Source organism: Veillonella sp. S13053-19, from assembly GCF_002959835.1.
In the GTDB taxonomy this organism is placed as follows: domain Bacteria; phylum Bacillota; class Negativicutes; order Veillonellales; family Veillonellaceae; genus Veillonella; species Veillonella rogosae.
Window position 1 is genome coordinate 52,789 of the sequence record NZ_PPDA01000008.1, and the last position, 14,265, is coordinate 67,053.

15 protein-coding genes are annotated in these 14,265 nt (G+C 37.9%); all 15 read left to right on the plus strand.

Annotated features, from left to right (window positions below):
• Position 1 precedes the first annotated feature (1 nt).
• Positions 2–1,009 carry a hydrogenase expression/formation protein HypE gene (gene hypE, locus VEHSUH06_RS03705; protein WP_009351418.1) on the plus strand — a complete coding sequence of 336 codons (1,008 nt, stop codon included), beginning with the start codon at positions 2–4 and terminating at the stop codon, positions 1,007–1,009.
• Positions 1,010–1,271: 262 nt separating this feature from the next.
• Positions 1,272–1,718: a hypothetical protein gene (locus VEHSUH06_RS03710; RefSeq protein WP_054747695.1), complete on the plus strand. Its 447-nt coding sequence runs from the start codon at positions 1,272–1,274 to the stop codon at positions 1,716–1,718.
• 108 nt (positions 1,719–1,826) lie between these two features.
• Positions 1,827–2,939 carry a hypothetical protein gene (locus VEHSUH06_RS03715; protein WP_105097816.1) on the plus strand — a complete coding sequence of 371 codons (1,113 nt, stop codon included), beginning with the start codon at positions 1,827–1,829 and terminating at the stop codon, positions 2,937–2,939.
• 37 nt (positions 2,940–2,976) lie between these two features.
• Complete coding sequence (locus VEHSUH06_RS03720) at positions 2,977–4,530, plus strand: LptA/OstA family protein (protein WP_105097817.1); 1,554 nt, start codon at positions 2,977–2,979, stop codon at positions 4,528–4,530.
• Between the two features lie 13 nt (positions 4,531–4,543).
• Positions 4,544–5,407: a UTP--glucose-1-phosphate uridylyltransferase GalU gene (gene galU, locus VEHSUH06_RS03725; protein ID WP_105097818.1), complete on the plus strand. Its 864-nt coding sequence runs from the start codon at positions 4,544–4,546 to the stop codon at positions 5,405–5,407.
• 191 nt (positions 5,408–5,598) lie between these two features.
• Positions 5,599–6,165, plus strand: a complete 567-nt coding sequence (locus VEHSUH06_RS03730; RefSeq protein ID WP_105097819.1) for a hypothetical protein — start codon at positions 5,599–5,601, stop codon at positions 6,163–6,165.
• An 8-nt stretch (positions 6,166–6,173) separates the two neighbouring features.
• A complete protein-coding gene (locus tag VEHSUH06_RS03735) occupies positions 6,174–6,686 on the plus strand; it encodes a biotin transporter BioY (RefSeq protein ID WP_105097820.1) in 513 nt (170 codons plus the stop codon).
• 55 nt (positions 6,687–6,741) lie between these two features.
• Positions 6,742–7,848 carry a thiolase family protein gene (locus VEHSUH06_RS03740; protein ID WP_105097821.1) on the plus strand — a complete coding sequence of 369 codons (1,107 nt, stop codon included), beginning with the start codon at positions 6,742–6,744 and terminating at the stop codon, positions 7,846–7,848.
• A gap of 1 nt (position 7,849) precedes the next feature.
• Complete coding sequence (locus tag VEHSUH06_RS03745) at positions 7,850–9,145, plus strand: AMP-binding protein (protein ID WP_105097822.1); 1,296 nt, start codon at positions 7,850–7,852, stop codon at positions 9,143–9,145.
• Between the two features lie 26 nt (positions 9,146–9,171).
• On the plus strand, positions 9,172–10,170 hold the full coding sequence (locus tag VEHSUH06_RS03750) for a nucleoid-associated protein (RefSeq protein WP_009372044.1): 999 nt from the start codon (positions 9,172–9,174) through the stop codon (positions 10,168–10,170).
• A 103-nt stretch (positions 10,171–10,273) separates the two neighbouring features.
• Positions 10,274–10,765 (plus strand): Cys-tRNA(Pro) deacylase, encoded by a 492-nt coding sequence (gene ybaK, locus VEHSUH06_RS03755; RefSeq protein WP_009372046.1) that lies wholly within the window; start codon positions 10,274–10,276, stop codon positions 10,763–10,765.
• Positions 10,766–10,774: 9 nt separating this feature from the next.
• Positions 10,775–11,491, plus strand: a complete 717-nt coding sequence (locus tag VEHSUH06_RS03760; protein ID WP_105097823.1) for a viroplasmin family protein — start codon at positions 10,775–10,777, stop codon at positions 11,489–11,491.
• 22 nt (positions 11,492–11,513) lie between these two features.
• Positions 11,514–12,437 (plus strand): NAD-dependent epimerase/dehydratase family protein, encoded by a 924-nt coding sequence (locus tag VEHSUH06_RS03765; protein ID WP_105097824.1) that lies wholly within the window; start codon positions 11,514–11,516, stop codon positions 12,435–12,437.
• Between the two features lie 20 nt (positions 12,438–12,457).
• Positions 12,458–12,736: a DUF1294 domain-containing protein gene (locus VEHSUH06_RS03770; protein WP_009372056.1), complete on the plus strand. Its 279-nt coding sequence runs from the start codon at positions 12,458–12,460 to the stop codon at positions 12,734–12,736.
• Between the two features lie 84 nt (positions 12,737–12,820).
• Positions 12,821–14,257, plus strand: coding sequence for a glucose-6-phosphate isomerase (locus VEHSUH06_RS03775; protein WP_009372081.1), 1,437 nt, complete (start codon positions 12,821–12,823; stop codon positions 14,255–14,257).
• Positions 14,258–14,265 lie beyond the last annotated feature (8 nt).

Here is a 14,265-nt window from a genome sequence, read left to right on the forward strand (position 1 = left end):
TATGGAACGAGTTCGCTTAGTCCATGGTAATGGCGGTCGATTCAGTCATGAATTGACAGAGCGTTTTATTTTGAAATATTTTACTAATGATTTATTGGCCCCTTTACACGATGGGGCTCAATTTCCTGTTACAGCAGGGCGCATGGCATTCTCTACGGACTCATATGTAGTACAACCAGCATTTTTCCCTGGTGGAAATATTGGTAAACTCGCAGTATGTGGTACCGTTAATGACCTTGCCATGAATGGGGCAGTTCCACAATATTTAAGCTGTGGCCTCATTTTGGAGGAAGGCCTTGCCTTTGAGGAATTAGATGAAATTCTTCGTACCATGGCAGAGATGGCCAAGGCTGCAAATATACAAATCGTTACTGGTGACACAAAGGTTGTAAAAAAAGGTGAAGTCGATAAAATCTATATTAATACTGCTGGTATTGGTATGATTCCAGACGGGATAGATATTGGACCGCATCGCGTAAAAGCGGGCATGGATATTATCTTATCTGGAGCTATTGGAGATCACTCCATTGCCGTTATGGGACAGCGATTTGGTTTAGATTTATCTGATTCTTTAAAAACAGATTGCGCGCCTTTAAATAAGATGGTTCATGCGGTGCTTGATAAAGTAGGATCTCAAGTTGCCTTGTTGAGAGATCCTACAAGAGGTGGCTTAGGCACTGTGTTAAAAGAAATTGCAGATCAAAGTCAAGTAGGGATTAAGGTTGAAGAAACGGCGATTCCCGTTCACGATGAAGTACAGTCTGTTTGTGATATTCTAGGCTATGACCCACTATATTTAGCGAATGAAGGTAAAGTCGTTTTAGTAGTTGAACCAGCGGTTACCGACCAAGTTCTTCAAGTTTTACATGGTTTTGAAGAAGGAAAAGAAGCAGTTCTCATTGGTAAAACCTTAGATAAAAATATTGGTAAAGTAGGATTGCAAACAGCTATTGGCGGTGTTCGTCTAGTCGATTTATTAGGTGAGGATCAAGTGCCACGTATTTGTTAGCTCTATAACTAGAAATAATAATTTAATTAATATATATAATTTCTTTCTTTTTTGTGATATTTGATGCTTTTTAAGTATTAGTTCTATTAGATATTGACAGTATCGCGCTGTGATGATAGCATTAAATTAAGTTGTATAAAATTCACTACTTATTCATCGTGTTTTTATACAATACTGGTATCTTTATGTGTAAGTTCTTATACTTTCACTAGAATCTATGTATAGAATTTGTTAAAATATAAGTATCTATAGGAGGCTTATTATGAAAAAGAAAATTATTACAGCTGTTCTAGGGATTTGTTTAACTACAACTGCATTTGGTGGCATTTTGACTACTCAAGCTGGCGGCTTAAGCAGTATTCTTGGCGGTGCAGCTAAAATTGGCGGCATCGGTATTGTTATTAACAAATTCGGTCCTCAAATTGACACTTTCTTAAATAAATTATTGAAACAAAATAACTTAAGCACAGAATATACAACCAAAGTAGTACCTATTATTAGTATCGGTACAAAAGGTTATATTGGTGCTGCTCAAGTTACTGGTCCTGCATCTAGCATTGAAGAAGTTAAAGCGGTTGCTCAAGTAGAAGGTAGCTTTAACGGCATGGTTCGTGTTAAAGGTTTAGTACCTGTTGATAGCACAAACCCAGTTGGTGCATCTCGTGTGCAAGGCGTAGGTGTATCTGCGATTATTGATTTGAAAATTTAATGGCCACTGAGCATATAAAATAGTAGACTCAGGGAATAAGCACGGTCTTAGGCCCGTGCTTATTCTGTTGTATAACAGTTATACATTAGATACGTTGTGGAGGAATTTATGAAGAAGCAAGTACTTACACTTTTAATGGCATCCCTAATTTCAGGCACTGCATTTGCTGCTCCTGGTACAGTAACAGAGAAAACACATGTTTTGGAAACTACTGTATATGGTTCTGTACAAGATGGTGCCGTAGTGGACCGCATTAATCAACTTGACGAAACCGTGTATGGTACTGGTTTCAATGGAAACTCTGCGACATTGAGTAAACGTGTTGATATACTCTATAACTCCGTAGAAGGTAGTGGTACAAATATTTCTTTGCGTGAAGAAATGGACGCATTAGAATATACGTATCAAAATAGCATTAACGCAGGCTCTCTTGTTGATCGTGTAGAGAAAATGGAACGTAGCGTAAATGGTCGTATCGGTAGTGGCTCTTTACAAAAGCGTATTGTTTCTTTAAAAACTAAAGTATATGGTAGCAATGTAACTCTTACTAATCAAGTAGGCACATTGGCAGGTGACCAAGTATTTAAAGTAACTTTAAATGATGCTGTTTCCTCTAAAACAAGTCATGAAGGCGATACTGTATCCTTCACTGTAGCTGAAAATGTAATGGATGGCAATGTATTGTTAGTTCCTGCTGGTACTGTAGGTTCTGGTACGATTACGTCCTTGAAAAAGGCACGTTCCTTTGGTCGTAATGGTGCCTTAGATATTACATTTGATACTATTCCTGCTATCGATGGTACAGAATTCACTGCTGTACAAGGTAAAGAAGCTAAAGACAAAACTCGTAATGAAGTAAAAGCGGCTGGTGCTTCCGTAGCTGGTGCAGTTTTACTTGGACCTGTTGGTCTTGTTGGCGGTGCATTCGTTAAGGGGAAAAATATAGAGTATCCAGCTGGTTCTACAATCTATGTACAACCACAAGACTCTGTAACTATTCAAGGTCTTGTTATCGGTGGTGATGGTTTAGCGCATAGCGATGATGAACTAGCTGATGCAGTAACTGTGCCAAATGCAACTGGTGAAACTGAAGAATATGTTGAAAACAACGGTGCTGAAGAAAATGAAGCTGTAGTTGAAGAAACTACTGAAGTTGAAGAACCAGAAGAAGTGGTAGAAAATGTCTCTCAACCTATCGTTGTTGTAAAACGCAATCAATAATTAACAAATTCTTAAAGCAAGAGGAGTTCTAGTAACCATGAGGAAACGTAAAGTACAATGGCTAGCAGCGGCATGTGTGTTTTGTTTAGCACAACCTGTATGGGCCGCTACGGAGTCAACCACGGTATATCAAGATCAATTGGATAGCGTAGGCCAATCTTATGCTGGAGAAATCTCTAAAGCATCTACACCTGAACATAGCAATATCCGTGTTGTACGTCGTGGTGAAAAGGCAAAATCTGCTGAGCCTACAGAGCAGTTACCTACTCGTATTGATGCAGACAAAATGTCTTATAATGGTTCCACAGGTAATGTATATGCACAGGGTGATGTAGTAGTTACGCAAGGTAATCAAACTTTGATGGCACCTCGTATTGAAGGTAATACGAAAACTACAGAGTATCGTACAGTTGGTGGCTATCGCTACTTAGAAGATGGCGGTAAAACAAAGGATATTACAGGTCAAAATATGACATATCGCACTAGCGACCGTCATTTCACAGCTGACCAAGCGATGGGATGGACCGATCCCTATTATGTAAAGGGGCAAAATGCAACCTTTGATGGTCAAACTGGTCATATGGAAAAAGGCATGGTTACCACAAAACATGCGATGGCTTTTAAACATACGCCGGACTACCGTGTAGAAGGTCAAGATATTAAAGTATATCCTGGTGATAAAGTAGTTATCAAAAAACCATCTTTCTATATTAAAAACTTCAAGTTATTCTCTTTGCCATCTTACACATCTTCTTTGCGTCACGATAAAGAAGGCAAATTCAGTATATTCTCATTGGTACCGAAACCAACTTACAGTAGTGATGATGGCTTAGGTTTACATGGTAGTACAGATTATCCAATTGGTAAACATGGTGAAGCGTATATTGACTATCGGTGGTATGCTAAGTCTGGATTTAAACCTAAAGTAGGATATCGTCATTATTTACCTTGGGCTACAGCATCCATAGGTTACAGTAAAGAATCCAATGAGTATAACGATGAAACCGTATGGGTAGAAAAGATTGGTGAAGCTCGCTTAGATACTCATACATATCATGTAGGCAAATCTCCTGTTACTGTACGTGGTGGCGTAAACGCAGGCTATTGGAAAGAGGGCTCGGTTAAAGGTTCTCATAAGGAATACTACACAGAAGTGTCTCATGATCCAATTAAGCTTTGGAAAAATGCGGATTTACGTTTCTTAGGCGGTTATCAACGTGACTACTATGGTTATAATGACTCAATTCGTAGTATGCCATATTGGGGCGTTCGCTTCCGCTCTAAAGCTGGAAAACGTGCTAATGTATGGGTTAGTTATAATCAACGTAATATTTCTTATAATAACTCTCCATATCGATTCGATACGACAGAGCTTCCTAAGGAGCTCATTTATGGTGGTTCTTATAAATTAACTCGCCTAGATGATATTTCTGTAAGTGTTAAAAATAATATGATGAGTGGGGATATTGATTCTATCTTCTACACCTGGCATCGTGATTTACACTCCTTCGATATGTACTTAACATATAAGGATGGTCATAAAAACAGAGATAATCAATGGAAGATTAAATTTGTAGGTAAAGACTTTTAGTTAGGAGACTATTATGCAACGCATTAGAAAAGCCGTAATTCCAGCAGCTGGTTTTGGCACACGTTTCTTACCAGCTACTAAGGCACAACCAAAGGAAATGCTTCCTATTGTGGATACTCCTGCTATCCAGTATATTGTGAAAGAAGCCTTGGATTCTGGTGTTGAAGAGATCCTAATCATCACAGGTCGGAATAAACGCGCCATTGAGGACCATTTCGATAGTAGTGTTGAATTAGAATTATTGTTACAAAGCCAAGGTAAAAACAAACAATTGGCAATGATTAAGGATTTAGCGGATATTAAGGTTCACTTTATTCGTCAAAAAGCACCTCGCGGTCTTGGTGATGCTGTATTGTGTGCTAAAGCATTTATTGGTGATGAACCATTTGCAGTATTACTTGGTGATGATATTGTTTATAACCCAGAAAATCCATGTTTAAAGCAATTAATTGATTGCTTTAATGAGCATCCTGGTATTATATTAGGGGCTCAATTTGTCCCTAAAGATAAAGTTAGCTCATATGGTATCGTATCTGGTGAGGCTTTGGCTGATAACTTATATCGCGTTCATAACTTGGTTGAAAAACCTAAGCAAGAAGATGCTCCATCTCAACTGGCTGTATTAGGTCGTTATATTTTAACTCCAGATATTTTCAATATTTTAGAAAATACAAAACCTGGCGTAGGTAATGAAGTTCAATTAACGGATGCGTTAGCAGCATCTAAGACTGACACCTATGCATTGGCCTATGAAGGCATTCGCTATGATACAGGTGATAAATTAGGTTATTTGAAAGCTACTGTTGAGTATGCATTGCGTAACGAAGAGTTAGGTGAAAACTTCAAGGCATATTTAAAAGAGCTAGATCTTAAATAATAAATCTATAAGATTTAATATTATAAAAGAACCTATGATATATCATGGGTTCTTTTGTTCGTTTGTAGAACATTTAGCTAATATAGATATAATATTTTATATTTGTTAACAAATGGATAATGACTTTTGTTGACGAATGAAATGATGTTGATTATAATCAATTTATTGAATGAATAAAGGACTGTGATTATATGAGAACATTATTTAAAGCATTATGTAATAATGACTTAGATCTACCAGGACATAGTGTTATTAAGCATATGCATTATGATTCTTCCGGTAGTGATGAAACTATATGTAAGATAGTATCTCAAGTTGCTAAAACTACGACTATTGGTATTATGGATAAATCGGGATTCTTGATGGTTGATTTACGTCCAGTGCCGAAACAATTTAGCATTCGCACTACCGTACATCATGATGATATTAGTGGCGCTATTTCGTTCTCTAAGAATGATATAGTACAATTCGTGAATGATATTAATGACACGAATCCAATTCATCGAGAGGCTCCTTATGTCGTACCTGGGTGCATGATTCTTGAAACATTGTGGAATTATTGGAATATTAGTAAATCTGCGCTGCAAATGGCGATTTATTTTCATGCCCCTGTCATTGCAGGGGATATGGTGACTTTAGTGGAAGTCCCTGAGGATGCTCATGTAGAAGGTTATGTAGGTGATACATTGGCATTTTCTGCTACTTTTTTTGGTGAAAATGAAGATTCAACATCTTTGAAACAAAGATCTATTAGTTAGAGGTAATTATGGAAGCAAGACGTTTAACAAAAATGGCTTTATTAACAGCCTTATTATGTATTTCAGCATATATTTCTTTTCCCTTGCCATTTAGTCCAGCCATGGTAACGGCATTGACTTTGGTAGCTACATTAACTGGTTTGTTGTTACAACCAAAAGATGTATTTATTGTATTTATCATTTATGTTTTACTTGGTGCTGTAGGCTTACCAGTTTTCGTTGGTGGTACAGCTGGTCTTGGTAAATTATTAGGACCTACAGGGGGCTTTATCTTTTCTTGGCCAATAGCTTATACATTATTAAGTGTATTTAAAGGTTCTAAGAAGAGCTTTTTCTCTTATGCATGGCGTTCTATTGTAATTACAATTCCTGTAGTATACCTATTTGGTGTAGCAGGCTTTATGATAGTTACAAAAACAGAACTTTGGGCAGCGTTGCCAGTAGTAATGTTCCCATTCATTCCAGGGGACATTGTAAAATGTCTCGTTGCTTCTTGGTTAGCAACTAAAATTAAAATTTAGAACCTAATATAAGGGGCATTCCTAGGATGCCTCTTTTTTTATATAAGGAGTTCATATGTCAGTATATATTCACGGCGGCCTTCGCAGCCCTATTGGCGTTTTAAATGGACAATATAAACATATGAGACCTGAAATATTAGGGGCTCAACTTATTGATGAATTAATCAAACGTCATACTATTTCACAGGTGGATGGAATTTTTTGTGGCAACGCGGTTGGCACTGGTGGTAATATTGGTCGCCTTATGGGACTTATGTGTAATTTACCGAATTCTGTTCCTGCTATTACCGTAGATATGCAATGTGCATCAGCTTTGATGAGTATTGAAATGGCCTATACGCACATTGCATCAGATGTTATGGATTCTGCTATTGCCGGAGGTATTGAAAGCTCCTCCTTACAACCAGATCGAATCTATGCAATTGGAGATGATCGAGAAGGTTTATATAAGGTAGCTCAATTTACCCCTGAAGATCGGTCTCCTTTTGCTATGCTTGAAGGGGCTGAGCGAACGATACATAAGCATAATATAACAAAGGAAGATTTATATCCCTACATTATTAATAGTCATCGACGTGCTTTTAGAGCTTTAGATAATCCACATTTACAGTCTTATATTATGCCCATTATACTAGATGGCAAAGTATGTGTAGACGAATGTATTCGTCCTAAGATGAACGAGAAACTCTTGTCTAGGATGAAACCTTTATTGGGTCCTCATTCTATTACAAATGCAGGCAATGCTTGTTTAACCCATGATGGGGCGGCATTCGTGTACGTATCTAATACAAAGGGGCCCTTTAGAATACATAGTGTTATGCCTTGGGCTGGAAATCCTCAGTTTAGTCCAGAAGGAGCATTAGAAAGTACTGAAGCTATTTTAAAGCGGACTGGCTTAACTATGGATGATATAGACGTAGTGGAATGGAACGAAGCCTTTGCCATCATTGATGTGCTTTTTAATAAGGCGTATCCGAATCATATGGAAAAATATAATAAGTTAGGCGGTGCGTTGGCGTATGGACATCCGTATGGTTGTTCTGGTGCTATTTTAGTACTTCATTGTATGGCAGCCCTAGAATCGTGTAATGGTAGATATGGGTTATGTGCCATTGCAGGCGCAGGCGGCACAGGTACAGCTTTGATTATGGAGCGTATGTAATATGACAATCATTGAACGCTTGCAACAATATAAAGACTTAGAACCACATAAAATTGCTCTCATAGTTGATGAGGAACAGTATACATATGGTCAACTATATGATGCTATTCTCTCTATGGAGTTTAACAATACAAGTAGAATAATTAATTTGGATCATTTTAATGATGGTCCGAAGAATAAGGTACTCTTAATTCAGAGTCCTTCTTTTGTAGAGCAATTGCCACAGTGGTTATGGGGGCTATATAAAGGGTATATCTCCATGGTGTGCCATAATGAAATGGATGCTGCTTATATCGATGAGCTAGCTCAGATTATAAGTGTTGAAAGTGTTCCTACATCTGCAGACTTTGGTGTCCTTACCTCTGGAACTACGGGGCGCCCCAAACCTTTGTGGCGCAGTGAGAGCTCGTGGCGAGAGTTCTTTGATATTCAAAACAATATCTTTCATATAAACAAAGATACAAAAATCTTCTTACATGGTAGCTTTAGCTTCACAGGTGTTAGTAATATGGTTATCGCTGTACTATGGTCTGGTGGAACCGTTATTACAACGAGATCGTTGCGTCCAATTCGATGGATACAGCTTATTAATAAATATCATGTGGACCATATATATGCACTGCCAACAAAATTACGATTATTAGTACGTCATTGCAAAAGTAAACTAGACTCTATTAGCTATATCATCGGAGGATCTCAAGTACTGGATCGACAGTTGATGGAACAGTTAGAACAAATATGTCCGAACATGGAGTTTATTCTCTATTATGGTGCATCTGAGCTTAACTATATAACATATTGTACAGGTAAAGAGTGGTTAGATAGAGAAGGTACTGTGGGAAGACCGTTTCCAACTGTCAAGATTGCAGAGCAGAACAGCGTTATTTATGTGACTACAAAGCATCATATTGAAGGCATTCCTGATACATATACTGTAAATGATTGCGGCTATATAGATAGCGATGGGTACCTCATGTTTCATGGGCGGCGAGGTGATGTCATCAATAAAGGGGGCTATAAAATTTCTATCCCAGAAATGGAATTGTATTTACAATCCTTACAGGGCGTTTCTGAAGTGGCTGTTATTACGATTAATGATGAAATACGCGGGGAAGATTTTATTGCTTATATGGTATTAGAGGATAATGCTGAATTAAGTAAAATTGTAGAATGCATTCATCATGAAAGACCTTCAGTAGAGTGGCCAAAAGCAATACTAGAAATTCCTATGGTACCCCTTACGGAATGCTCAAAAGTTGATAAACGAAAACTAAAAGAATGGTATAATAAAGGGTAATCGTTTTTCTATTAAAAGGAGGCATCATGCAGATTAATAAGGCTGCGCTAGAGATTTTTGACTTTACGTCCTCTTTAGCCGTATATTCTGAACATGAACTAAAGGTTGGCGATCAAGCTATACAAGATTATATTGCTAATCATGTAGCTAAGGCGTTCAAAGACCCAGGTGCTAGAACAGGTACTTTACATGATGCAAGTCCATTTGGTAAACAGCTAGTGGAGTATAAAAAGGGAGACCTCAAGTTTATAGATTTATCTAAGAATTTAGGTGAAAGCTTGTTTACCTATATGAAACAAGCAACGGACTCCGTAGTAATCGATACGATTATTTGTGAAGCTGTTACAGATACGACTTATATTTGTATTCTTTTGTGCCAAGCTCATGATGCTTTCACCCATCAACTATTTAGTGAAGATGATGGTACATTAGCTACAGAACTTGTTTCTCATAAGGCAGTACTGCCTATGCCATCTCAAAAATTACGTGCCTTTGCATCTATTAATTTACATGATTTTAGTGTTCGTATTTTTGAACCAAAAGGTGAGTTTGATGGTGAAGTATCCTATATCTTAGCGGATAAAGTATTACAATTAGGTACTAATCAATCCTCCCGAGATACAGTAAAAAAGGTGAAAGCCATTGTAGATAAGGTGGCTCAAGCGCATGAGTCTGATGGCGTCGTTGAATTGACGACTGCAAAGTCTATGATTGCTAAAAATGCTGAAGTATCCGATACAGTCGATCCTGTTCGTATAGTAGAAGAGGTATTCAAAGCGAATCCGATTCAACAAGAGGCGGCTAAGAAAGAATTAGCTGATGCAGATATGATGCGGCCATTACCGGTGAACCGTGAGTTTGCTACAAAGGTTGGAGAACATCATAAGATTAAAACCGATACGGGCATTGAAATCTCTTTCCCTGTGGAATATATGAAAAATCGCGAGTTTATTGAAATCAAAACTAATGATGATGGAACGTTGCGCATTGAATTAAAGAATATCAATAAAATTATGAATAAATAAGAATGTTGAGTTAGATATAAATTTATGGCCATATATAATATATAGAAAAATATTATATATTGATTAGATTTATTTGTTACGCTAATATATAAGGTGGGATATAGTGAGTAAAGAAAAACATAAAAAGACTAACGCATTGCGTATCTTAGATACCCATAAGGTACCTTATAGCATTAGTGAGTATGAATGGTCTGAGGATCATGCCGCAGGACTTCATGTAGTAGAGGTACTAGGCCTCGAGGAAAAGGAAGTTTTTAAAACGCTAGTGGGTAAAGGTGATAAAACAGGTTACGTTGTATTCTGTATTCCAGTGGCCGCTGAACTAGATATGAAACAAGCTGCCCGAGTTAGTCATAATAAGTCTGTAGAGCTTGTTCCGGTTAAGGATTTGTTGGGAATTACAGGTTATTTGCGTGGAGGCTGCTCTCCTGTGGGCATGAAAAAAGCATTTCCTACGTACTTTGATGCTACTATGGAGTCTCTAGAGTTTGTATATGTTAGTGCAGGTCTACGTGGTATGCAAATGAAGGTAAATCCAAAAGATTTAGCATCTGTTGTAAATGCTGAATTTATTGAACTTACAATGGATCATTAAGAGGTGTGTATGGCTAAAAAGTTTTATGCAGTTCGTAATGGTCGTGTGCCAGGTGTCTATATGACTTGGGCTGACTGTGAGAAGCAGGTAAAGGGCTTTGGTGGTGCTATCTACAAGTCTTTCCCTACGGAAGCAGATGCTCTTGCTTTTGTGGAGGACTCAGGCTTATCCTTAAGTGATTTTATGAGTGCTAATAAGAGCGAACCTAAGTCTTCTCGAGACGTGAAATCTAAATCGATAAGTTCTAGTTCTAGTTCTAGGACTCAAAGTAAAGTGACAGCAAGTGTTGTGAAACCAGATTTTACTAAGCTAAACCATGTGGTTGCTTATATTGACGGTAGTTATAATAAAGGGACAAATACCGTTGGAGCAGGTGGTGTTATCTTCTTGAATGGAAATAGGGAGACCTTTTCATTTCCATCTACTGATGAACGATATACATCATTTTGGAATGTAGCTGGTGAGTTATTAGCTGCTATGTATGTTATGAAATATGCTGTTGATCGCGGCGTTTCTAAATGTTCACTTTATTATGATTATATGGGCATTGAAATGTGGGCTACGAAGGGGTGGAAACGGAATAATGCGCTTACTCAACAGTACGCAGCATTTTATGACTCCATAAAAGACCGTGTGCGCGTACACTTTCACAAGGTAGCTGCTCATACGGGGGATACATATAATGAAATGGCCGATGCACTAGCTAAACAAGGTGCAGGTATTTAGAAATATAAGAAGGGAGGGTACTATGAATATATGTGTTACAGGTGGGGCTGGATTTATTGGCTCTCATCTTGTGGATCGATTAATTGAATTAGGGCACAATGTGCTTGTTATAGATAATTTGTCTACTGGTATGCGTTCTTTTGTACATGAAGCAGCTCAATTTATTGAGATGGATGTACGAGATCCTAAATTAGTATCTATTTTTGAAGAGTTTAAGCCCTCTATCGTATTTCACGAGGCGGCGCAAACTATGGTTCAATCATCTATGGAGAACCCTAGTTATGACTGTGATGTGAATCTATTGGGTCTTATTAATGTTTTAGATGCATGTCGTCAGGTGAAAGTTGAACAAGTCTTAATGCCTTCGTCCGCTGCTGTTTATGGAGATTTAGCAGTATTGCCATTAATTGAGGAATTAAGTGGCATGCCTTCTTCCTTTTACGGACTAACAAAGCTTACTGCAGAAGGTTATTTACGTATTTATCGTGAAGCCTTTGGATTAAATACAGTGTGCTTTAGATATGCCAATGTATATGGACCACGTCAAGGTGATGGTGGTGAAGGTGGCGTTATCAGTGTATTCAACCGTTTAATCGTTGAAGGCCAGCCTTTAACCGTATACGGTGATGGCGAGCAAACTAGAGACTTCATTTATGTAGATGATGTGGTAGATGCTAATATTAAGGCTATGGGAAATAGTCAATGTACAGGTATTTATAATGTATCTACCAATAAGGGTACATCTGTTAATGAGTTGATTACGCGATTCCGTGCTATTAGTGGTGCAGACTTTATGGTGCACTATGAGGCTGAGCGGGTAGGGGATATCAAGCATTCTCGTTTAAGTAATGCCAAGGCAGAACGCGATTTTGGCTTTGTTGCGACAACTACACTAGAGGACGGCTTACAAAAAACATTAGAATATTTTAAAGCTCATCATAAGTAAGGGATACAAGGTTTGGGGATATGAGTGATACACAATTTTGGGTAACTGTAGGTGTCTGGAATCTCATCGTATTTAGTATGTATGGATATGATAAATTATGTGCCATTAAGGGATATGGACGGATTTCAGAGTTTACTTTATTATTTTTAGCATTTTCCTTTGGTGGTGTAGGTGCTTTATTAGGCATGGTTCTGTGGCGCCATAAGACGTTAAAAGTTAAATTTAAGCTGGCTATTCCTATTGCGTTGCTGTGGTCTGTCTATGCAGTAGGCTTCGGTTATGGTTTGTGGGTAAACTGATTGCATAAACTAATATTTTATTCATTCTTTTATGATATAATGGGTAAAATATTGTACATAAAATGTCAGTGAAGGAGATATTTGATGTTGCGATTACAATCGGGGTTCGAGTTAGATTACGCTAACATATATAATGAAAGTTGCATACAAGAGCGAGATGTAAATAATTTTGAACGAGCTATACAGAATGTGTGGCGTCATACAAATATTTTACGTTCTACAGGCTTTGAAGAAGGCCATGTTTCTAAAGATGGTTTACCTGAACCTGTATTGTTTTATCAGCTTCCATACATTTCGGAAGACGGTATCAATACACCAGATATGTTGAAACGTCTTTACGAATTGCGTGACTATGCACGTCACAATATTGATACAGTTGTGTCTGTAGGCATTGGCGGCTCTTATTTAGGGAGCAAGGTTATTTTTGACGTTCAATGTGGTGCGTTTTGGAATAATCTAAGCACAGAAGAACGCAATGGATACCCACGGATGTACTTTGCTGGTTTTAACGTAGATGGCGACTATTTAGCAGGTCTTATCCGTACCTTAGAATATCAAGCTCAGAAAAAAGGTTCTGACTATAAGGTGATGCTTGTTATTACCTCCAAGTCTGGATCTACAATCGAACCAATGGCTAACTTTATGATTTTGGAGAAGGCTTTACAAGATCGCAACATTAACTATGAAGTAGTAGCTGTAACAGATGTATCTGATGATGAACATCCTACAATTTTAAGGGCTATGGCGCTAGAAAATAATTGGAAGACTTATAGTATTCCATATGGCGTTGGTGGACGCTTCTCTGTATTTACAGAAGTAGGCTTTGTAACGGCTGCACTTGTGGGCTTTGATATTGAAGGCTTCTTAGCTGGTGCAGCGTCTATGGACGTAGCCTGCCAAGAAGAGGATATTTTCAAAAATCCTGCTTTATTAAGTGCTTTATTAAAATATATTGCATCAGAACGGTATGGTCGTATTATTGAAGTATTTATGCCATATAGTGACGCGCTTCACTCTTTATCCGACTGGTATGTGCAGCTTTTATCTGAATCGCTTGGTAAGATGAGTAATACATGTTTGCCATATGGTCGTACTCCAGTAGCTGCAGTAGGCACTATGGATATGCACGCTCAAGTGCAGGAACATCAAGAGGGGCGCCTTAATAAAGTCGTTCAATTTATTAAGGTTAAAGACTGGAAACATAATCTCATCGTACCAGATACATATAGTGAATATGAACGTTTACACTCTCTATCTGATGTAGGGATTTGTGATATTTTAAATATTGCCTTAGATGCCAATAGAGAGGCCTTATCTAGTGACAATCGCTTTAACATGACTATAACTGTTCCAACACTTAATGCATTCCATTTAGGGGAAATTATGTTTATGCATTGTTGGGCGGTTTATTTCGAGTCTATTTTTGCTGGTGTTGATGCCTTTGACCAACCAGGTGTTGAGGTCTATAAACGTCTCATCGGGCCTAAATTAGCTCGTGCAAAGGATACACATAATTCATAAGGGGGAAC